Raw genomic sequence first — 21,326 nt, 5'->3', positions numbered from 1 at the left:
GGTTGTCGAGGGGGTCATCGCCGGACGCGGGTCGTGAGCCGATCGGTCACCCGCAGCGGATCGAACAGTGCCCCGAGTCCGATGCGCACCAGCAGCGCGTGAACCGCCAGGCACACGGCGATCACCACCGCCGTCAGCACAAGAGGTCCGACGGTCTCGAGCACCGGTGTCGTCCGCCACCCGGCCGCCCGCAGCCCGGCATCGATCAGCGCGAGCGGCATCATGTGCAGCACGTAGATCGGTAGGGTCCGTCGGCCGATCCACCGCAGCGGCCGCGCGACGACCTCGGCATGCCTGTCGATGAGCACGCTGAGCGACACCCCGAATGCCACCGCGACCAGGCAGAGCAGCGGCCAGGTTCCGGGCACGAGCCGGATGCCGAGCACGGAGACGACGGCGAGTGCCCCCGCGTACCCGGCGGCGAGCGCGACCGCGACGCCCACGCCACTCCTGTTTGCGAAGTGCTCGACGATGGCCCGCAGCCGCAGCCCGATGAGGAAGAAGAACAGGTTCTGCACCAGCTGCCACAGGTTGCCGAGATCGGGGATGAGGCCGGCCCCGGCGAGCGCGGCGATCACGAATGCCACCGAGAGCACGGCGGCGGTCGGGAGCCCGCGCGTCAGCCGCCCGACCGCGAGATACACGGCGAGCGCGAGCAGGTACCAGAGGTTCGTCGGACTGATGGTGAGCTGCGCGAGCAGCTCCCACCCGCTGGTCGCCCGCGCCGTGTCGAACTCCGGTGCGAGCGCGAGCACGGCCGTCTGGATCAGCACCCACACGAGGTAGAGCAGTGCGAGCCGGCCGGCCCGACGTCGCCAGGAGGCACCGTCCCCGGCGAGCACCGCCCGCGCCGCGAACATCCCGGAGACCAGGAAGAACAGCGGGATGCGCAGCGGCAGGAGCTGGGCGTTGAGCATCACCCAGGCATCCGTCACCGCTCCGGCGCCGGGGATGCCGACCACGACCTTCGTGACCACGTGCCAGAGCACGACGAGCAGGATGCAGATGCCCTTCGCGACATCCGGCCATCCGACCCGGGGCGCGGGCGCGGTCACGAGGCCGCGCGCACGAGTCGCGAGACCAGGTCGACGTAGGTCACACCCGCCGCGGCGAACATCCGCGGCACCTGCGAGGCGGCGGTGAGCCCCGGCATCGTGTTGACCTCGTTCAGCACCGGCCCCCGCTCGGTGAGGAAGAAGTCCATGCGCGCGACGCCGTCGCACCCGAGGGCATCGAACACGGCGATCGCCGCCCGCTTGAGCGCGGCCGTCTCGGCGGCATCCAGCTGCGCCGGCACCGTGAACCGCGCGCTGCCGTCGTACTTCGTTGCCGTGTCGAACAGCCCGGTCGCGTGGATCTCCAGCGGCGGCGCCGCCCACCGGATGCCACCCTTCTCGCGCAGCACCGCCACGTCGATCTCGCGCCCCCGCACGACCTCCTCGACGAGGACGCGCCGGTCGAAGCGCGCCGCCTCCCGCAGCGCCGCGAGCAGCTGCCCCTCATCCGTGACGAGGCCGACACCGTGACTCGAACCGGCCGACACCGGCTTGACGACGACCTCCCCCTCGAACTCCACGTCACCGATGTCGTCGGCGGCGACGAGTCGGCCGCGGGCGGTGCCGAGACCCACGGCATCCGCGACGAGCTTGGTCGTCCACTTGTCCATGCCGATGGCTCCCGCCCGCAGCCCCGATCCGACCACCCGCACTCCGGCGAGCGCACACAGCGCCGCGAGCGCGCCGTCCTCCCCGAGAGCGCCGTGCACGGCCGGGAACACCACATCCGTGCGGGTGAGCAGCGGCAGCGCGAGCGCGAGCGACTCGGCCGCCGATCCCCCGTTCGGCCGTCCCTCCACGCGCCAGATCCCGTCGCGGTCGATCGTCACGGTCGTCACGTCGTGATCGCCCATCCGCAGCGCCGCGGCCACCGCCGCCGCGGAAGCCAGGGAGACCTCGTGCTCGGGGTTCTGTCCGCCCCCGATGACCAGCACCTTCGTCGTCATGCCACGCTCCTCTGCACTCGTGCGCCGATGCCGGTCACGATGGTGTGCGGGATGCTGCCCGCCCACCGCGCCCACTCCTGCACCGATGGCACGGCCCCACCCTCCGGCCCGAACACGGTCGCGACCACCCCGCGCGGGAACAGCACCGATCCCGTGTCGACGACGATCTGGTCCATCGAGACCCTCCCCACGATCGGATGCCGCGCCCCGCCGATCTCCACCCCGGCGCCGGGCGCGAGCTCGCGCGGAATGCCGTCGGCGTATCCGACGCCGACCACGCTGAGGTGCGTCTCCCGGTCGGTCGTGTGCGCACCGCCGTAGCCGACCGCGGTCCCCGCCGGCACGAGCGCGCTGTGCACGACGGGCGCCGTCCACCGCGACGCCCCGGCGAGCACGGTGGCCTCCGAGGGGTCGATCCCGACCAGCCCCGCGCCGACCCGCACCAGGTCGAAGTGCGTCGCCGGATCGGTCAGCGCGCCGGAGGTCGCGGCGAGATGCACGAGCACCGGGCCGAAGCCCGCGCGCAGCACGGCGTCCCTCCCCTGCCGCAGACGCAGCACCGCCGCCGCGTTCGCTGCCGGATCGGCCTCGTCCGCCCGGGGCAGATGCCCCATCACCCCGACGAGCTCCGCCCGTCCCCGACCGGTGCGCGCGAGTCGGAGCAGCTCCGGCCATTCCTCCAGCGGCGCTCCCCCACGAGCCATGCCGGTGTCGAGCTGCAGGTGCACGCGCACCGGATCCGCGGCATCCGCGATCAACTGCCGCAGCTCTTCGACCGAGCCGACCGCGATGTCGACGCGGTGCTCGGCTGCGGCGGCAGCGTCGACGCCGGAGGGGTTCAACCAGGAGAGGATCGGCACCGTGAGCCCGGCGTCGCGGAGTGCGACGGCCTCGGCGACATCTGTGACGCCCAGCCAGTCGGCGCCGGCATCCACCGCGGCCCGCGCGACGGTGACGGCACCGTGCCCGTAGCCGTCGGCCTTGACCACGGCCATGATGCGGGCGGTCGTCGCGGCGCGCACCCGCCGCAGATTCTCGGCGACGGCATCCGGGACCGTCTGCAGGGTGGGTGCGTGCAGGCGCGAGAGGGTCACGCGCTCGGGGGAAAGAGTGGTCATCGCTGCATCCTCGGGTCGGCGGTCGGGTCGGCGAGCATCTCGGGACAGCCGTCGTCGGCGGCATCCGGACGCAGTTCGTAGTGCCAGGTCTCGTTGGCGTAGATCTGGCAGAGGCCGTAACGCCATCCCCGCTGCGCGAGCCAGTCGAGCGCGGGCAGCGGGCCGAGGTCGACGGCGTCACCGGTCACATGCTCCGAAGTCTCGGGCGTGGCCACCCAGCGCCGCGCTTCGGACTCCGATCCGTACTGCACGATCGCGTCCTGCAGCATCCGCTCCTGCAGCGCCGGTGTGCGCCATCCGCTGTTCACGCGGAACGTGACGCCGTCGCCTTCGGCATCCGATGCGGCACGCTGCAGAGCCGCGAGCAGGGCGGGGTCGAGGTTGCCGACCGCGACCCGGTCGACGTCGAATACGGTGGGCTGGTCGCCGTCGCGGATCACGCCGTCGGCCTCGCCCGGGGCGATGACCGTGCCGGTGCCGGTGCCGGTGGTTCCGCCCTCGGCGGGCCGGTCGGTCGGCACGGGGAGGGTGCCGGGGCGGGCGGCATCGGCGAAGGCCACGGACAGCGACTGCTGCACAGCGAACGCGACGATCACGGCGAGAGCGAGGGCGGCAGCGGTGACGGCGAGCCGACGACGGCGCATTCGTGGGGAGCGGGAGGTGGTGCGGGTGTTCATGCTTCCAGTGAAGAAGCACGCCGGTTGCGAGGGCGTATGCGCTTTTCCATATGCTCCCGATATGCCGCACTGCGTAGGATCTCAGCCATGCGTGTGCTGATCGTCGAGGACGAGCCCTACCTCGCCGAGGCGGTCCGTGATGGGCTGCGCCTGGAGGCGATCGCGGCCGACATCGCCGGCGACGGCGACGCCGCGCTCGAGCTGCTGAGCATCAACTCCTACGACATCGCCGTGCTCGACCGCGACGTGCCCGGCCCGTCGGGCGACGACATCGCCCGGTGGATCGTGGCCTCCGGCAGCGGCATCCCGATCCTGATGCTCACCGCCGCCGACCGGCTCGACGACAAGGCGAGCGGCTTCGAGATCGGCGCCGACGACTACCTCACCAAGCCGTTCGAGCTGCGGGAACTGGTGCTGCGCCTGCGCGCCCTCGACCGCCGCCGTCAGCGCAGCCGCCCGCCGGTGCTCGAGGTCGCCGGGCTGCGGTTGGACCCGTTCCGCCGCGAGGTGTACCGCGACGACCGCTACGTCGCGCTTACCCGAAAGCAGTTCGCCTTGCTGGAGGTGCTGGTCGACGCGGAGGGCGGGGTGGTCAGCGCCGAAGAGCTGCTGGAGCGGGCCTGGGACGAGAACGCCGACCCGTTCACGAATGCCGTGCGCATCACGGTGTCGTCGCTGCGCAAGCGACTGGGCGAGCCGTGGCTGATCCTCACGGTGCCGGGTGTCGGGTACCGGATCGGGACGGATGCCGATGCCTAGGCGCCGCGGGATGAGCGCCCGCCTCAAGCTCACGCTGAGCTACGCGGTGATCGTGGTGGTGTCGGGAGGTCTGCTCCTCGCCGCGGTCGGGTTGTTCCTGCTGCGCTACGTGCCGGACACCGTCGACTTCTTCCCCAACCGCGGCGACCTCAGCCGGGCCTTCGTGCCGGTGGCCTCGATGGTCATGCTGGTGCTGCTCGCGTTCGGCCTCGGCGCCGGGTGGCTGCTGGCCGGACGGATGCTGGCGCCGCTCGACCGCATCGGCGACGCCGCCCGGCTCGCCGCGCAGGGATCCCTGTCACACCGCGTGTCGCTCGCCGGCCCCCGCGACGAGTTCCGCGACCTGGCCGACGTCTTCGACTCGATGCTCGAACAGCTCGAAGCGCACGTCGCCGAGCAGCAGCGGTTCGCCGCGAACGCCTCGCACGAGCTGCGGACCCCGCTCGCGATCTCGCAGACACTGCTCGAGGTCGCCGAAGCCGATCCGGACCGCGATGTCGATGCCCTGATCGCGCGGCTGCGTGAGGTGAACACCCGGGCGATCGAGCTCACCGAGGCCCTGTTGCTCCTGAGCCGCGCCGACCGCAGGACGTTCCCGCGCGAGATCGTCGACCTCTCCCTGCTCGCCGAAGGGGCGGTGGAGGCGCTGCTGCCGCTCGCCGACCGCCGAGGAGTGGCCGTCGAGGTGGGCGGTGCACCCGCGCCGGTACTCGGGTCGGCGGCGCTGCTGCCGCAGTTGGTCACGAACCTCGTGCTCAACGCGATCGTGCACAACCTGCCCGCCGGAGGGGCTGTGGCCGTGCGCACGCACTCGATGCCGCAGGCGGTAGCGCTGGTGGTCGAGAACACCGGCGAGGTGCTGCCGGCGCCTCTCGTGGCGACCCTCGTCGAGCCGTTCCAGCGCGGCGCCGAGCGCACCCGCGGCGACGACCATGCCGGGGCGGGACTGGGCCTCGCGATCGTCGACCGCATCACCCAGGCGCACGGAGGCACCCTGGTGCTCACCCCGCGCCCGGACGGCGGTCTGATCGTGACGGTGTGGCTGCCGCATCCGTACCCGGCGGCGCCTCCCGCCTGACCGACGGCGGTTCCGGCATCCGTCCGCCCCGCCGTCCCGCCGTTCATCTGTCGGGACTTTTCACGGATGTCGGACCGGAACGCGGTTTCCGGTCCGACATCCGGACATTCTCCCGACAAGTGGACGGGGGCCGGACCGGACGGATGCTGCGACCGGCGGATGCCGGACCCTGGCCGGGTCAGGCCACGCGGGGGTCGCGCGTCGCGGCGAGCTCGCGGCCGAAGGTGCGGGCGTCGGCCTCGGCGTTCTCCTTGAGCTCGCGCGCCGTGTCGGTGAACGCGTCGAGCGCCGGGTTCACGCCGACGAGGGTGAAGGGACGCTGCACGACGCGCAGGTCGAGGCCCCAGACGTCTTCGAGCACGCGGCGCAGCCAGCCGGTCGAGTGGTCCCAGCCCTCCTTGGGTGAGCCCGGGGCGTAGTTGCCGCCGAGCACCGTGACGAGCGTCGCGGGCTTGCCGTTCAGCGCGGTGCCGGTCGGGTCGATGCGCGGGTCGGTGTAGGCCAGGTCGAACCAGGTCTTGAAGTGCTGCGAGACGCCGTAGTTGTACAGCGGAACGGCGAACAGCAGGGCGTCGGCGCCGATCAGCTCGTCGGCGAACGAGGTCGCGAGCGCGCGGGCGTCGTTCTGCGCGGAGGTGCGCTGGGCCTCGTCGACGAAGCCGCCGGTGACGGCATCCGCCCAGGCGGTCGCGGGCACGGGGTCGCTCGCCAGGTCGCGGCGGGTGACGGTCGAGTCGGGGTGGGACGCGGTCCACTCGGCCTCGACGAGGTCGGCGAGCGCGCGGCTGGCGGACGACGCGGGAAGGATGCTGGCATCCAGGCGGAACAGGGACATGGGCCTACCTCTCGTTTTCGTAGTCGCTAGGTTTTTATTAGCGACATCGGTTAACGTAGCACGGGTAGGATGTGGTCATGGCCGAGGTCGAGGAAGAACGTCAGGTGTGCGACGCCGCCGTCACACTGGCGTTCAGCGTGCTCGGCAAGCGGTGGAACGGCATGATCGTGTCGACCCTCGGCGGCGGCCCCTCGACGTTCGTGGCACTGCGCCGCGCGGTCGCCGGTATCAGCGACACCGTGCTCTCCGACCGGCTGGCCGAACTCGCCGATGCCGGACTCGTGGCGCGCACGGTCGACGCGGGCCCGCCGATCACGGTGTCGTATGCCCTCACCTCCAGCGGCGAGGGACTGCTGCCGATCCTCGACCAGCTCGGCCGCTGGGCATCCGCCAACCTCGCCGAGCGCGCACACTGACGCGGCACGTCCGCAGCACTATCCCCACCTCCGGCTCGCGCGCACTGATACGGCATCCGCCCCTCACCTGCATGACCGAACGACGGATGCATGCGAAGACACCGAGGAATCCTCATTCATCCGGGTTTTCCTCATGCGTGTGGACGCCCCACCGCCGTCACCAGGGGCTGGGCTCGTAGTCCTTCAGGAACACGCCGTGCACATCTTCGCCGGCCTCGCCGCGCACGATCGGGTCGTACACGCGGGCGGCACCGTCGACGAGGTCGAGCGGGGCGTGGAACCCCTCCTCGGCCAGGCGCACCTTCGTGTAGTGCGGGCGCTCGTCGGTGATCCATCCGGTGTCGACGGCCGTCATGAGGATGCCGTCCTTCTCGAGCATCTCGCCGGCGCTGGTGCGGGTGAGCATGTTGAGCGCGGCCTTGGCCATGTTCGTGTGCGGGTGCCCCGGACCCTTGTAGCGGCGGGAGAACTGCCCCTCCATGGCCGACACGTTCACCACATACTTGCGGTGCGAATCGGATGCCGCCATCGACGCGCGCAGCCGGCTGATGAGCAGGAACGGCGCCGTCGTGTTGGCCAGCTGCACCTCGAGCATCTCGAGCGGGTCGACCTGCTCGATCGACTGCACCCAGCTGTTGACGCGGTTCACGTCGGGCACGAGTCCGCCGGCGTCGATCGCGGTACCGTCGGCGTGCTTCTCGAGCGACGACGACCCGGGAGCCATCGCGAGCCGCGCGAGGTCTTCGGCCGTGAGCGCCTGACCGCCCTGCTCCGCGACCGTGCCACCGAGGGCCGCGACCGAGAGGAGCGGATGCGCGTCGACCGACGCCTGCAGCGCCTGCGGGTGCGGGTCGGCGGTGTGCCCGAAGGTCTCCATCTCGGGAAGCGGTCCGTCGGGCAGCGGCTGCAGCTCGGCATCCGCCAGCAGCGAGTACGCACCCGGTGAGCGGCGCACGGTCTGCGCGGCGTTGTTGATGAGGATGTCGAGCGGACCCTGAGCCGCGACCGAGTCGGCGAGGCCGATCACCTGGGCGGGGTCGCGCAGGTCGATGCCGACGACGCGCAGGCGGTGCAGCCAGTCGCCCGAGTCGGGCAGGGCCGAGAAGCGGCGAACGGCGTCGCGCGGGAACCGGGTCGTGATCGTGGTGTGCGCGCCGTCGCGCAGCAGCCGCAGCGCGATGTGCATGCCGATCTTGGCACGGCCGCCCGTGAGCAGGGCGCGCTTGCCCGTGAGGTCGGTGCGGGCGTTGCGCTTGCCGTGGCTGAAGCGGGCGCAGTCCGGGCAGAGCTGGTGGTAGAACGCGTCGACCTGCGTGTACGGCTGCTTGCAGATGTAGCAGTTGCGGGGCTTGAGCAGCTCGCCGGCGATGGGGGCGTCCACCACGCTGGTGGCGAGGTCGTGGCCGCGGGTCTCGTCGTCGATGCGGTCGGGCGCTCCGGTGGCGGTGCGGGCGACCACGGCCTTGTCGGCCTCGGCGATCGCGTCGCGGATCTCCTTGCGGCGCACGCGCTTGACGGCCTTGAACATGGCCGCGGTCGCGTGGCGCACGGCGACGAAGTCCGGGTGCTCGTTGTCGATCTGGTGCAGCTCGGCCAGCACGCGAAGAGTCGTGGCGAGATCGTCGGGGTCGACGCCCGGTCCGAGGTCGGGTGCAGCGTCGGAGGGGGCGTCGGTCATTGTGCTGATTTTACGCGAGTGTCCTGGGCATCCGCCCCGCCGCCCCGCCGGCATCCGCCCCCCGTTGCCGAGTGCACGGCTTGTCGCCGAGTGCACCGGCTGTCGACGCAGGCAAGCCGTGCGCTCGGCAAGAATCCGTGCACTCGGCGGGATGCGACGCGCACGCGGAATGCGCCGCGTCAGACGAGGGCGCGCTGGCGGCGGAGCGCGGTGAGCACGGCGCCGTTCGCCCCGGCCCACTCGCCGAGCGTGGCCGGCACGATGGGCGGAACACGGTGGAACGAGGCGCGCTCGCCGACGTAGCGCGCAGCGAGCGTCACGAGCTGGTGCGGCGCCTGCGCGAGGCCGCCGCCGATCACGATGCACCCCGGATCGACGAGGGCGCACAGGGTGAGGATCGCCTCCGCGAGCGCCGACGACGCCCGTTCCACGATCGCGGTGGCCACGGCATCGCCGCTGCTGCTCGCCGCCAGCAGCCCCTCCGGACCGCCCTTTCCGCCGACCGCGGCCCACGCCCGCCGCAGGGCGGGCGCGCCGATGATGGTCTCCAGGCAGCCGCGGCGTCCGCACGAGCAGATGCTGCCGTCGGGTTCGATCGTGATGTGTCCGAGTTCGCCGGCCGAGCCGTGCGCTCCGGGGATGACTTGTCCGTGCGCCACGTGTGCGCCCGCGATCCCGGTGCCCAGCGCGAGCACGAAGACGTCGTCGACACCGGCGCCCGCGCCCCACGAGGCCTCGGCGACCGCGGCGGCGTGACCGTCGTTGATGACGTCGACCGGGATGCCGAGTTCCGCGCTGAGCTGTGCGCCGAGCGGGCGGCCGTCGAGCGCCGGGATGTTGGTCGAGCGCACGACCACTCCCTCCGCCTCGTCGACCAATCCGGGGATCGACAGCACCACGCGTTCGAGGTCGGCATCCCCCCGGAGCGAGTTCGCGATGGCGGCGAGCCCGTCCACGGGTGCGTCCTTGGGCGTCGCGTGGCGGCCGCGGGCGAGGGGCGTCGGCGGTGCGTCCAGCGAGATGCGCGCCGGCGCGAGCAGGTGCTTGACGCTCGATCCGCCGACGTCGAGCCCGAGCACGACAGGGCCCGCACCGTGCACAAGGGTCGATCGGGTCGGCTCTCCCCCGGTCACGGGGCCATCACCCGGGCGGCCGCACGGGCCTCCCGCCGCAGCGCCTGCTTGTCGGGATCGGGAACCGGTACCGAGGCCAGCAGCCGTCGGCTGTACGGATGCTGCGGAGCCAGGAGCACGTCGTCGGCGGAGCCCGTCTCGACGATCTCGCCCTTGAGCATCACGGCGACCCGGTCGGAGATCTCGTGCACCACGGCGAGGTCGTGGCTGATGAAGAGGCACGCGAAGTGCATCTTCTCCTGCAGGGTGCGCAGCACCTCGAGCACGGCAGCCTGCACCGAGACGTCGAGCGCCGAGGTGGGCTCGTCGGCGATGATCAGCTCCGGTTCCAGAGCGATGGCGCGGGCGAGGCCGATGCGCTGACGCTGCCCTCCGGAGAGCTCGTGCGGGTAGCGCGAGGCGTAGTTCGCGGGCAGCTCGACGGCGTCGAGCAGCTCGGCCACACGGGTGCGACGCGTGCTCGCCGAGGTCGGGAAGCGCCGCCGCTGCACGAGCAGGGGTTCGGCGATGGCCTCGCCGACGGTCATACGCGGGTCGAGGCTGGAACCCGGGTCCTGGAAGATCGCGCCGACGCGACCGCGCAGCGCGCGCTCCCGACGCCCGGAGACACCGCCGCGTCCGACCTTCTCGCCGAACAGGGTGATCCCACCGCTCGACAGCGGCAGGAGTCCCAGTGCCGCGCGTCCGAGGGTCGACTTGCCCGATCCGGACTCGCCGACGAGGCCCAGGATCTCGCCCGGGGCGATGCGCAGGCTCACGCCGTCGAGCGCGAGGAACGGTCGTCCGCCGCGGCGGTAGGTGACGCTGGCGGCATCGAGCTCGAGCACCGCGGCGGGGACCTCGGTCTCGGGCTCCCGTTCGATCACGCTCGCGAGGTCGGGCAGCGAGGGCACGGCGCTGAGCAGCTTCTTCGTGTAGTCCTCGCGCGGCGCGGTGAGCACCGTGCGGGTGTCCCCGACCTCGACCATGGTGCCGCGGAACATCACCGCGACCCGGTCGGCGATGTCGGCGACGACGCCCATGTTGTGCGTGACGAGCAGGAACGCGGTCCCCGACTCGGCCGCGAGACCGCGGATCAGGTCGAGGATCTCGGCCTGCACGGTCACGTCGAGCGCGGTCGTCGGCTCGTCGGCGATGATCAGCTGCGGCTCGCAGGCGAGGGCGATCGCGATGACCACGCGCTGGCGCTGCCCACCGGACAGCTCGTGCGGGTAGCTCTTCGCCCGACGGGCGGGCTCGGGGATGCCCACGCGCCGGAGCATCTCGACCGCACGCTCCCAGGCCTCCGCCTTGGAGATGCTGCGGTGGTTGAGGATCGCCTCGGTGATCTGGTCGCCGATCCGCATGCTCGGGTTCAGAGCCGTCATCGGCTCCTGGAACACCATCGAGATCTCGGCGCCGCGCACGGCGTTCATCTCGGCTTCCGCGAGCGGCAGGAGCTCGCGCCCGGCGAGCTTGATCGACCCGGTGACCGTGGCCGAGCGCGGCAGCAGCTTCAGGATGGCCATGGCGGTGACGGACTTGCCCGAACCGGACTCGCCGACCAGCGCCAGCACCTCGCCGGGGCGCACCTCGAGGTCGATGCCCTTCACGGCCTCGACCGACCCGTCTTCCGTGCGGAACGTGACCGTGAGGTCGGAGATCTCCAGCAGTGCGTCGCTCATGCGGCACGCCCCTTCACGTCGAAGAAGTCGCGCAGGCCGTCACCGATGCTGTTGAAGGCGCAGACGGTCAGCACGATGCAGAATCCGGCGGGGAAGATCAGCCACCAGGCGCCCGCGTACGTGTAGGTGATGCCGCTGGTGAGCATGGCGCCCCAGTCGGTCGCCGGCTTCTGCAGCCCCATGCCGAGGAACGAGATGTAGGCGACGAGCAGGATCGCGTCGGCGACCTGGAACGTGGCGTTCACGACGATCGTGCCGACGGTGTTCGGGACGATGTGCTTGAGCACGGCCCGGGAGTGCGTGCCGCCCATCGCCCGCAGCGCCAACACGTACTCGCGCGACTTCAGCGAGATCGATTCGGCGCGCACGAGACGAGCCGGGACGAGCCAGGAGACCAGGCCGATCACGCAGATCATCAGCGGGACGCTCGGGCGCAGGATCGCCGAGAGGATCAGCAGCAGGAAGGTCGCGGGGATCGCGATGCCGGCGTCGACGACGCGCATCATCACGGTGTCGACGGCACCGCCGACGTAGCCGGCGATCGCGCCCCAGAGGGTGCCGATGACGGTGGCGAGGATGCCGGCGGCGAGGCCGATCAGGATCGAGATCTGACCGCCCATCATGAGCCGACCGAGCACGTCGTAGCCGACGTCGTCGGTGCCGAGCGGGTGGCCGGGGCTCCCCGGCGGCAGCATGGTGCTGCGCAGGTCGGTGTGGATCTGGTCCGTCGGGTGGATCAGCGGACCCAGGAAGCAGAAGAGCAGGAACAGCACGATGGTCACGATGCCGAAGACGGCGAGCTTGTTCTGCAGGAAGCGGCGCGTGCCCCGCTGACGCGGGGTCAGCGTGCGCATCACGATGGTCGTGGTGCTCACGAGAGCTCCTCTCGGGTGCGCGGATCGAGCAGCGCCTGGATGATGTCGGCGAGGAGCGATCCGATGACCGTCGCGAGCGCGATCACCAGGATGCAGCCGATCAGCACGGGGTAGTCGGAGGTCTGCGCCGAGGTCCAGAACAGCAGGCCCATGCCGGGGTAGTTGAAGAGCGATTCGACGACGATCATGCCGCCGAACATGACCGGCAGGTAGTAGCCGAGCATGGCGATCACGGGGGTCAGGGAGTTGCGCACCACGTGGCGGGTGATCACCACGGGTACCGAGGTGCCCTTCGCCCTGGCGGTGCGGACGTAGTCCTCGGAGAGGTTGTCGATCGTGGCGGAGCGCATGTACCGCGAGAACGTCGCGATGATGCCGAGCGCCGCGGTGAGCACCGGCAGCACGAGGCCGGCCGGGTTCGCCAGCACGTCGCCGACGGTCTCACCCTGCGGCGCCTGAGCGGGCACGAGCCGCAGCCACTGGGCGAACACGATCACGAGGATCAGGCCGAGGAAGAACGACGGCGTCGAGTAGACGATGAAGTTCCAGGTGGTCAGCGCGTAGTCCGCGGCCTTGCCGCGGCGCACGGCCTGGAAGATGCCCATCGGGATCGCGATGATCAGTGCGAAGAGCATCGAGATGAGGGCCAGGATCAGCGTCTTCGGAAGACGCTGGCCGATGGCATCCGCCACCGGTCGGTTCAGTTTGAACGAGTCGCCCAGGTCTCCCTGCACGAGCTGCAGCAGGAAGTTGAAGTACTGCTGCCACAGGGGCAGATCGAAGCCGTTCTCCTTGTTGAAGGCGTCGATCTGCTCCTGCGATGCCTGCATGCCGAGGATGCCGGCGGCCGGCCCCTGCGGCATCGCGAGGTGGAGCAGCGCGAACACGATCAGCGTCACGATGAGGATGACGATCCCGCCCTGGCCGACCCGTCGCAACAGGTACCACCAGAACCGCGGGCCGCCGGCCCTCTCCTTCTTCTGCTGCGCGTTCTGCGCTGCTTCCACCACGCTCATGTCACCTGCTCGTTACTTGGTCCAGGACCAACGCTGGGGAAGGAACGACGCGCCCGGGTCCTGGTGGGCGATGTCGAGTCCGTCACGGACGACGGAGACCTGGTACACCGGGTTCGGCATCCACATGACCGGGAGGTCGGTGGCGAGGTACTCGGAGTACTTCTTCGCGATCTCGGGGTCGGTCGAGAAGGCCATCGCCTGGACGAGCTCCTCGGCCTCGGGGTTGTCGTACTGTCCGGCGTTCCACTTGGTGTCCTTCGCGAAGACGCGCTCACCGGTGGCGTACGGCGGGAAGTACCAGCTGCCCGCGGTGCCGAAGAAGACGAGCTCCCACGTGCACGAGCTGCCGGTCTTGCACTCCTGCGCCTGCGTGAGGACGGTGTCGAGCGGCTTGGAGTCGATCGTCATCTTGACGCCGATCTTGCCGAGCGACGACTGGATCTCCGCCATCATGTTGTCGGTCTCCTGCGAGCCGTTCTGCGTGGTGACGACGATCTCCGCCTTGTCACCCGCGGCGATGCCCTCGCCGCACTGACCCTCGGCCGCGCCGGCTTCGGCGCACTCGAGCGTGCCGTCGGATCCCTTGACCCAGCCGTTGTCGGTGAACAGCTTCTCGGCCTTCTTCAGGTCGAACGGGTACGGGTTGTCCTTCTGCACGTCGGACAGCCCGCTGGAGTCCGCGGTCTGCGGGATGGGACCGTAGTCGGGAGTCGCGGCACCGTGCCAGACGACCTCGGAGATGGTCTCCTGGTCGATGGCGTGCTGCAGTGCCTGACGCACGTAGAGCTGCTTGTAGAAGGAGCCCTTCTCGGGGTTGGCGAAGTTGTACGGCATGTACGTGATCGACCAGCCGGCCCACGGCTCGATGCTGTAGCCGAGGTCGGTGAACTGCTTCTCGTTCGTGAGCTGCGAGCTCGTGACGTAGCCGTAGTCGACGTCACCGGAGCGCACGACGTTCATCTCGGCGTCGGCCGACGTGAACGGCAGGAACTCGACGTTCTCGATGCTCGGCTTGTCCTCGCCGGTGTACTCCTTGTTGGCGGTGAGTTCCACCAGGCCCGAGTCCGACCAGCTCTTGACCGTGTAGGGACCGGCGACGGTCTTCCACAGGTCGTTGGTGGCGTAGGTCTTCATGTCCTCGGCCTCGGAGAAGAGGTAGTCGAGCACCGCGGTCGCACCGGCCTGGTCGCGGTCGTGGTCGCCGATCTCGCCGTCAGCGCTGGTCTTGTCCCAGACGTGCTGCGGCATCGGGTAGATGAGGCTGAGCTGGTTGCCGAGGAGGAACTCCTCGTTGTAGACCTTGTCCATCGTCAGCGAGAACGTCTTGTCGTCGATGGTGGTGAACTCGGTGATGTTGTCGGGCATCAGGCCGGCGGAGTAACCACCGGTCTTCTCGCCGTTGAAGCGCACCAGGTTGTACCAGAACTCCACGTCGCGCGAGGTGACGGGCTCGCCGTCCGACCAGTCGAGGTCGTTCAGCGTGATGGTGATGGTCTTGCGGTCCTCGGAGAATTCGTAGGACTTGGCGGCGGAGGCCAGCTCGTCCCAGCCCATCTCGCCGTCGACGCCGTTGTACTCGAACAGGCGCGGCCACATGGTCGCCTTGATGGCGCTGTTGTGCGTGGCCATCTTGTCGGGCGACGAGATCGGCAGGATCCAGTTGGGTCCGGTGCCGACCTGCAGCGCGAAGCTGACGGTGTCCTTCTCGCCCGAGCCGGTGTCGCCCGAGGCGCCACCCTGACAGGCGGTGAGGGCGAGCGTCGCGACGGCGAGCGCACCCAGGGGGGCGAGCAGCCGGCGGCGCAGCGACTGAGATCGCATGTAAACCTCCTTGTTCAACGCCTCACAACCAAGGCGTTCGTCCGATTTATGACGTACTTTGAATCATGCCCGAACTAAGTTCAGGGCAGAAGACGGTCTTGTTACGTTTAAGTAACTAACTTTGTTCGATCGCGGCGTAAAGCTGCGGAAGCTCGTCAGCCGACCATCTCGGCCGCGAGATCCGGCGCCTCATCGAACGCGTCGAACGGATGCATCGGACGCTGGATGCGGTGGTGACCGAGCCGCTCGAGGTCCTGATCCACCCCGCCAGGGGTGAGGGCGAGCGTCCAGCCGCGCATGATCGCGTACAGCTCGGGCTCGAGGTAGCCGATCTTGGTGACGACGATCTGCGCCGCGACCGGGTCGAGTCCGATCGAGGTGAAGTCGGAGACGTCGTGGTACGCCTTGCGGAACTCCGTGACGATCACGTGCAGGCCACCGACGCGGATGACCGCGATGCCGCCGGCATCCACATCGCCCTCGTGCAGGCTGTGCAGCACGCCCTCGACGAGGACCGGTCCGTGCGGGCCGCTGTCGACGCGCGCGCCGACCTCGACCGACACCCGCTCGCCCACGGTGTGACCGCGGAGGACGTCGAGCGCCCCCTTGTCGAAAACCGAGCCGCACAGCGTGACCGGGGCGTCGTCGGAGGTGAGCTCGGGCTTCTGCAGCAGCTGCGCGAGGGTCCAGGTGACGTCGCCCGTGCCGCCGGCGCCGGGGTTGTCGCCCGAGTCGCTGATGAAGTACGGGGTGTCGGTGGCGGCGAGGCCGGCCGCGACACCCTCGTCGAGGGTTCCGGGAGGGCCCACGAACTCGAAGTCGTCGCGCACATCCCAGAACGCGCGACCGAGCTCCTCCGCCGCACGCGCGGTCGCCGCGTCGTCGGTGCCGGTCACGACCACGGTCGCGTGGCAGCGGGGCTCGTCGGCCCAGGCATAGCCGATCCAGATCGCGGCGTCGGTGATGCCGGGGCGCGCCTCGATCTCGGGGATGCGGGCGTACAGGCTCTTCGCCGGCTCCACGCGGGTGCTGGTCTTCTCACCGGGGAGCAGGATGGGCACGCGCACCCAGGCGCGACGCGGGGTGACACCGCTCTCGAGCGCCTCGACGAGGTTGCGGATCGCGCGGTCGCGGGTCTCCCACGTGTCTTCGTGCGGAGCCAGGCGGTAGCAGGTGATGATGTCGACGTTCTCGATCAGGGTGCGCGACACGTTGCCGTGCAGGTCCATAGATGCCGACACCACGACGTCGGCGCCGATCACCTCGCGGATGGCGGTGATCAGGTCGCCCTCGGCATCGTCCATGCCTTCGACGCTCATCGCCCCGTGGATGTCGAAGAAGAGGCCGTCGAGCTTCTCGCCGTCGGCCACGAGGGCCCGCAGCCCGTCGCAGATGCGCGCCTTGATGCTGTCGTAGACCTCGCGCAGCACGGCACCGCCGGGGATCGATCGGGCGTAGTAGACCGGCAGCCACTCGGCGCGGCCGCGCATGTCGCCGTCGCGCAGGGAGTCGTAGCGGGTGATGAGCTCTTCGCCCTCCACGCGCAGGAAGTCGCGTTCGCCGGCGCGATGCGGCGAGAAGGTGCTGGACTCGATGGCCATGCCGGCGATGGCGATACGCGGGAGCGGGGACGTCTCGGTCATACTCCGAGTCTAGATCGGACCTCGAACCAAAACTTGCATCTTGTTCCGCATGGTCGCGAACTTGAGCCGATAATCGAACCTACTACGCGGCGGTCGTGCGCAGTTCCTCGTCGATCCGGGCCGGGTCGAGCATCCGCTCCAGCAGCTCCCAGGCCACACCGCGCGCACCGGCGAGCGCGCCGGCTCGGCTCACGCCGATCTCGAGAGCATCCGTCGACATGGGCAGGCAGAGGGTGAAGAGCGCCTGTCGCACGCCGGCGACGAACGCGTCGGCCGTGGCCAGTCGCCCCCCGAGCGCGAGAGCCTGCGGGTTGAAGAAGTTGATGATCGTGGCGAGCACCTCGCCCGTGCGCGCGCCGGCCTCGCGCAGCGCGGAGGTGGCTTTGGGGTGAGCGTCCTGCGCGAGCGCGAGCACGTCGTCGAGGGTCTCCACCGCGACGCCGGACTCGCGCAGCGCATCCACGATCGCCGCACCGCTGGCGACCACGTCGAGGCAGCCGACCCGACCGCACGAGCAGATGATGGGCGGGGCGTTGTGCAGGGCGACGTGGCTGATGTCGCCGGCGACCCCACGGTACCCGCGGTAGACGGCACCGTCGAGGATGATGCCGCAGCCGATGCCGCTGCCCGCCTTCACGAAGACCAGCTGCTCCTGCTCGCCACCGCGCTCAATGAACTCGCCGACGGCCATGGCGTTCGCGTCGTTGTCGATGAGGAACGGGAGCCCGGTGACCGAGCCGAGCACCTCACCCACGTCGACGCCGTTCCAGCCGGGCATGCGCATGGGCGCCAGCAGGCGCGAGGTGCGCGAGTCGACGGGGCCGGGCAAGCTCATGGCGATGCCCTCGACCGTGAGGCCGCCGTTGTCCTTCGCGAGCGTGCGCGCGCACTCCCACACCTGGTTCACGACGCTCTCGACGCCGTCGAGGAGCGACACCTGCGCGACGGTCGAGGCGACGACCTCGGCACGCCGGTCGAACAGCGCCACCGTGGCGTGCTGCTCGCCGAGCTCGACTCCGGCGACCACACTCCCGCCTGCTTTCACCGTGAGCACGCGGGGGCGACGGCCGCCGCGCGACTCGCCCTCGCCGTTCTCCTCGATGTAGCCGTGGGCGATCAACTCTTCGACGCGCAGCGCGACGGTCGAGGGGGAGAGTCCGGTCAGGCGGGCGAGGTCGGCGCGGGACTGGGCCGCCCCGGTGCGCACCAGCCGGAAGATCTCACCCTCGGAATGTACGGTCTGGGTAGCCGGCGCCACGGTGTCCTCGAATCATCTTGTTTCGGTAGTCAAACAAAGATAGCCCCAGGACTGGAGGAGTGTCACCCCCTTGCGCGTCACGCTCCGACTCCCGGTTCGACTCCCGGTTCGACTCCCGCCCTCCGCCGAGTGCATGGGATGCGGCCCCGTGCACGGGATCTTCACGCGAACGCGCCGTGCACTCGGCAGCACGCCGTGCACTCGACTCGACGAAGGGGTGCGGGCGGTGCAGACGGCACAGGGCGCAGACTGGACGCATGACCGAACCCGACCCGTACCTGCTCGGCCCCGGACTCCTGCCGACGCCGTTCACCGCCGCCGAGATCCGCGATGCCACCGGATCGGGGAAGCTGATCCGGCTGCTCCTGGAGGGGCCCGACGGCCCGCTGGGCGAACACGTCAACCGCTTCCGCGACACCGACGACGAGGGCGCGACCCTCGACCGCTGGGCCGCCGCAGACCCGAAGGCCGTCGTCTCGAACCGGGTGACCTGGGCCGAGCTGCAGGGGCACGCCGCCTTCGATGCGGGGACGACGAGCGTGTCGACCGTCACACTGTCGACGCCCCTCGGGCAGCTCACCTGCCGCCGGTACGACACCGACGACGGCGTCTTCTGGTTCTCGATCGATCACCCCGGGATGCCGGTGCAGTACGAGTCCGACGGCATGCGGACGACGGTGCTGAGTATCGAGTCGGACTGAGTCCGGCCGCACGAACGATTCGCCGAGGTGCGGACGAATCGCGGAGCTTCCCGTGGGGATTGTTCCGCTCATCGTCGGCACCTCGGCGAATCGTCACGCCGAACCGGCGCCGAGATCAGTGTCCGGCGGCGCCGACCACCACGAACTCGTTCGGCACGACGTCGAGGGTCGCCTCGGCCGACACCGCACCGGTGTGCAGGTCGACCGCGAGGATGCGGTCCTTCGCCGGCTGGGTCACGTAGGCGATGTCGCCGACCACGTGCAGGCCCGGGTGCGGCTGCTGCCACTCGGTCGGGCTCTCCCACGGATCGATCACATCCCAGGTGTCGACGAGCTCGCCTGACTCGTCGAGCAGCGACAGGCTGCCGTCGGCCCCGAGCACCACGACGTTGTCGTGTCCGTCGCGTCCCACCCCGCGCCAGGTGTACTCCACACCTTCCGGGAGGTCGACGATCGACATCGTCTGCGTCGCGGTGTCGATGCGCGCGAGCTGCGACAGCAGGTAGCCCTCCTGGTCGGGGTCGGTCTTGTAGTCGCCGAAGGCGATCGCGCTGGTGTCGCTCACGTACGCGTTGCCGGTGCGACCGAACTCGTCGGGGGCGTCGATCTTGGTGAACGCGCCGCCGTCGAAGAGCAGCACGCCGTCTTCGCAGCCGAACATCACGACCTCGCCCTTGACCGCGCCCTCGCCGTGCACGCTCGGGCACTGCTCGTTGCGCGTGAGCTCGGTACCGTCGGCCGCGAGGTGACGGACTCCGCTGCGCGCGTCGGCCGTGCCGATGGTCGAGAGGATGCTGCCGTCGGCGAGCTCGAGCGCCACACCGTGATGGGCGGCCTCCGACGTGATCGTGTCCGCCTCGGGAAGGGTGCCGGTGCCGACGGCATCCGTGTCGAAGATCCGCACCTCGCCGGTGCCGTCGTCGAACAGGGCCGTGCGTCCGGCATGCGGGACCGCGTGTCCGGCGGCTTCAGCGTCGAACACCTCGCCGGTGAACTCGACGGTGCCGGACGCCAGTCCGGAGTCGAGCACGTGGAACCCGTCTTCCGCGGTGACGAAGACGTGCCCGTCATGGTCACCGGCGCCGTTGACGCGCAGGAAGCCGCCGAGCTCGACCTGCCCGATCGTGTCGAGGGTCTCGCCGTCGAGCACGAGCACACCGCCGTCGTAGGTCACGGCGACGCGGGTGTCGCCTTCGTGGTGGTCTTCCGGTGCGGCGCCTGCGGTGTTCTCGGCGGCAGGCCCGGGGGTCGCACATCCGGCGAGCGCCACGGCGGCGATCACGCCGAGGGCGCCGATCGCGAGGCGGCTGCGGGGTCGGGACATGAATCGTCTCTCTTTCTTCTGGGTGGGTGCGCGGGATGCGCGGTGACGACCGGAGTCGTCGAGGGCTCAGCCGACCTGCTGCACGAACCAGGGGTCGAGGTCGGCGAAGGTCCGAGTGACGGTGCCGTCGCCGTGGTCGATCTCGTGCACGACGCCGGTCGCGGGGTCGGTCACGTAGGCGTGCCGGGCATCGACGAGCAGCTGCACGCGGTCGCGCAGGGCGGGGTCGGCGACGGATGCCGCCAGCAGCGGTTCCGTGCGGGCCAGCACCGCGCCGTCCGCGGCGAGCACCCGCACGCGACCGTCGGCATCGATCACGACCGTGCGACTGTCGTCGTCACCGAGCGCGACCGCCCGCAACAGCGGCACGTCGGAGGGGAGCAGCATCCACTGCCGCTGCCGCACGTCGAGTAGCCAGGCACCCTGCTCGCCCGCGACTCCGGCGAGGTCGGGGCGGTCGGCGCGGCCGGAGAGGCTGCTCGTCGGGGTGGCGTTCACGGGGTACGGGATGGCCTCGGCGGCGATGGTGCCGCCGACCCCGCGGGTGAAGAGCACGGCTCCCTCGGCGCAGGAGAAGACGGCGCCGACGCGGGTGAGGTCGGCGTCAGAGGGGTCGGTGCACGGGACTGCCACACCCGGGACGCGATCGCCGGCGGCGTCGAGCAGCTCGATCGTGGCACCGGCGGTCGGTACGAGCAGGTGCTCGGCGAGGAACGCCACGGGGCCGGAGGTGTCGGCAGTCACGTGCGGGGCGACTTCGAGCCCCTCGCCGAGGGCGTCGTGGGCGAGCAGGACCAGTTCCCCGCCCGCGAAGGCGACGGTCGCCCGCTGTTCACCGGCGACGACCGTGACGTCTCCTTCGCCCTCGAGGGTTCCGAGTGTCTGCGGGGCGCCACGGAAGGAGTGCGTGTGATCGCCGTGCGGCACGGTCCAGCGCGCGGAGTCGAACACCTCGACCGCGGTACCACCCTCCGCGTCGTGCGCGCGGTAGACGAGACGGCCGTCCCCGAAGAGACCGGCGATGCCGCTGCGGCCTGGCGCGAGGGTCGAGCGCTCTTCGGTGGCGAGGTCGAGGAGCGTGAGCTCGCCGCGCCCGTCGGCGATCACGAGCGCGCGGGCCGGGGAGGCGACCTCGGCCGCGCCACCCGCGTCGATGCCGTGCGCGTCGGAAGCGGTCGCGGCGGGTGCGGCGGGCGTGGGCGCTGCGGCCGGGGCACAGGCGGTGAACGCGAGCGACAGCGTGAGCGTGGCGGCGACGGATGCGGTTCGGCGGGGAGGTGGGTTCATGACGCTCTCACACTATTGAGAACGATTCTCGTTATCAAGTC

19 protein-coding genes are annotated in these 21,326 nt (G+C 70.5%); 4 read left to right on the top strand and 15 right to left on the bottom strand.

Annotated features, from left to right (window positions below):
* Positions 1-14 precede the first annotated feature (14 nt).
* From CQ034_RS08305 to CQ034_RS08290, 4 genes are read right to left on the bottom strand one after another with little or no spacing between them, the layout of a single operon-like run.
* On the bottom strand, positions 15-1,055 hold the full coding sequence (locus tag CQ034_RS08305) for an acyltransferase family protein (protein WP_105710667.1): 1,041 nt from the start codon (positions 1,053-1,055) through the stop codon (positions 15-17).
* Positions 1,052-2,002 (bottom strand): D-alanine--D-alanine ligase, encoded by a 951-nt coding sequence (locus CQ034_RS08300; protein WP_105710666.1) that lies wholly within the window; start codon positions 2,000-2,002, stop codon positions 1,052-1,054. Before CQ034_RS08300 ends, CQ034_RS08305 begins: the two co-directional genes overlap by 4 nt.
* Positions 1,999-3,120, bottom strand: coding sequence for an alanine racemase (gene alr, locus CQ034_RS08295; RefSeq protein ID WP_105710665.1), 1,122 nt, complete (start codon positions 3,118-3,120; stop codon positions 1,999-2,001). The genes CQ034_RS08300 and alr overlap by 4 nt, the downstream gene beginning before the upstream one ends.
* The gene (locus tag CQ034_RS08290) at positions 3,117-3,797 is read right to left on the bottom strand and encodes a M15 family metallopeptidase (RefSeq protein WP_105710664.1); all 681 of its coding nucleotides are present in this window, start codon (positions 3,795-3,797) and stop codon (positions 3,117-3,119) included. Before CQ034_RS08290 ends, alr begins: the two co-directional genes overlap by 4 nt.
* Before the next feature lie 87 nt (positions 3,798-3,884).
* Between CQ034_RS08290 and CQ034_RS08285 the strand changes: the two genes are divergently transcribed.
* Positions 3,885-4,556, top strand: coding sequence for a response regulator transcription factor (locus CQ034_RS08285; protein ID WP_105710663.1), 672 nt, complete (start codon positions 3,885-3,887; stop codon positions 4,554-4,556).
* A gap of 10 nt (positions 4,557-4,566) precedes the next feature.
* Positions 4,567-5,634, top strand: coding sequence for a HAMP domain-containing sensor histidine kinase (locus CQ034_RS08280; protein WP_105710662.1), 1,068 nt, complete (start codon positions 4,567-4,569; stop codon positions 5,632-5,634).
* Between the two features lie 178 nt (positions 5,635-5,812).
* Here the strand turns inward: CQ034_RS08280 and CQ034_RS08275 are convergent, their stop codons facing one another.
* Positions 5,813-6,469 carry an FMN-dependent NADH-azoreductase gene (locus CQ034_RS08275; RefSeq protein ID WP_105710661.1) on the bottom strand — a complete coding sequence of 219 codons (657 nt, stop codon included), beginning with the start codon at positions 6,467-6,469 and terminating at the stop codon, positions 5,813-5,815.
* Between the two features lie 77 nt (positions 6,470-6,546).
* Here CQ034_RS08275 and CQ034_RS08270 point away from each other — a divergent pair, with 77 nt between their 5' ends.
* A complete protein-coding gene (locus tag CQ034_RS08270) occupies positions 6,547-6,885 on the top strand; it encodes a helix-turn-helix domain-containing protein (RefSeq protein ID WP_105710660.1) in 339 nt (112 codons plus the stop codon).
* Positions 6,886-7,042: 157 nt separating this feature from the next.
* Here CQ034_RS08270 and CQ034_RS08265 read toward each other — a convergent pair whose 3' ends face one another.
* From CQ034_RS08265 to CQ034_RS08230, 8 genes are all read right to left on the bottom strand, one after another.
* Positions 7,043-8,563, bottom strand: coding sequence for an SDR family NAD(P)-dependent oxidoreductase (locus CQ034_RS08265; RefSeq protein ID WP_029261402.1), 1,521 nt, complete (start codon positions 8,561-8,563; stop codon positions 7,043-7,045).
* A gap of 179 nt (positions 8,564-8,742) precedes the next feature.
* Positions 8,743-9,696 carry an ROK family protein gene (locus CQ034_RS08260; RefSeq protein WP_105710659.1) on the bottom strand — a complete coding sequence of 318 codons (954 nt, stop codon included), beginning with the start codon at positions 9,694-9,696 and terminating at the stop codon, positions 8,743-8,745.
* Complete coding sequence (locus CQ034_RS08255) at positions 9,693-11,360, bottom strand: ABC transporter ATP-binding protein (protein WP_105710658.1); 1,668 nt, start codon at positions 11,358-11,360, stop codon at positions 9,693-9,695. The genes CQ034_RS08260 and CQ034_RS08255 overlap by 4 nt, the downstream gene beginning before the upstream one ends.
* The gene (locus tag CQ034_RS08250) at positions 11,357-12,235 is read right to left on the bottom strand and encodes an ABC transporter permease (protein WP_244175958.1); all 879 of its coding nucleotides are present in this window, start codon (positions 12,233-12,235) and stop codon (positions 11,357-11,359) included. The genes CQ034_RS08255 and CQ034_RS08250 overlap by 4 nt, the downstream gene beginning before the upstream one ends.
* Positions 12,232-13,251 carry an ABC transporter permease gene (locus CQ034_RS08245; RefSeq protein WP_081859906.1) on the bottom strand — a complete coding sequence of 340 codons (1,020 nt, stop codon included), beginning with the start codon at positions 13,249-13,251 and terminating at the stop codon, positions 12,232-12,234. Before CQ034_RS08245 ends, CQ034_RS08250 begins: the two co-directional genes overlap by 4 nt.
* A 12-nt stretch (positions 13,252-13,263) precedes the next feature.
* Positions 13,264-15,072, bottom strand: coding sequence for a peptide ABC transporter substrate-binding protein (locus tag CQ034_RS08240; protein ID WP_105710657.1), 1,809 nt, complete (start codon positions 15,070-15,072; stop codon positions 13,264-13,266).
* A gap of 155 nt (positions 15,073-15,227) precedes the next feature.
* Entirely contained in the window at positions 15,228-16,715 is a 1,488-nt protein-coding gene (locus CQ034_RS08235) for a M81 family metallopeptidase (RefSeq protein ID WP_105710656.1), read from the bottom strand.
* Between the two features lie 82 nt (positions 16,716-16,797).
* A complete protein-coding gene (locus tag CQ034_RS08230) occupies positions 16,798-17,973 on the bottom strand; it encodes an ROK family transcriptional regulator (RefSeq protein ID WP_029261395.1) in 1,176 nt (391 codons plus the stop codon).
* A gap of 257 nt (positions 17,974-18,230) precedes the next feature.
* Here CQ034_RS08230 and CQ034_RS08225 point away from each other — a divergent pair, with 257 nt between their 5' ends.
* On the top strand, positions 18,231-18,674 hold the full coding sequence (locus CQ034_RS08225) for a hypothetical protein (protein ID WP_105710655.1): 444 nt from the start codon (positions 18,231-18,233) through the stop codon (positions 18,672-18,674).
* Positions 18,675-18,789: 115 nt separating this feature from the next.
* On the opposite strand, the gene CQ034_RS08220 is transcribed toward CQ034_RS08225, so the two are convergent.
* Positions 18,790-19,998 (bottom strand): hypothetical protein, encoded by a 1,209-nt coding sequence (locus CQ034_RS08220; protein WP_105710654.1) that lies wholly within the window; start codon positions 19,996-19,998, stop codon positions 18,790-18,792.
* A gap of 66 nt (positions 19,999-20,064) precedes the next feature.
* A complete protein-coding gene (locus CQ034_RS08215) occupies positions 20,065-21,285 on the bottom strand; it encodes an ABC transporter (RefSeq protein WP_105710653.1) in 1,221 nt (406 codons plus the stop codon).
* Between the last annotated feature and the right edge of the window lie 41 nt (positions 21,286-21,326).

It is taken from the genome of Microbacterium sp. MYb45 (genome assembly GCF_002979655.1).
Lineage (GTDB): Bacteria > Actinomycetota > Actinomycetes > Actinomycetales > Microbacteriaceae > Microbacterium.
The sequence above is the reverse complement of the archived record's forward strand: the minus strand, read 5'-3'. Positions and strand labels throughout refer to the sequence as shown.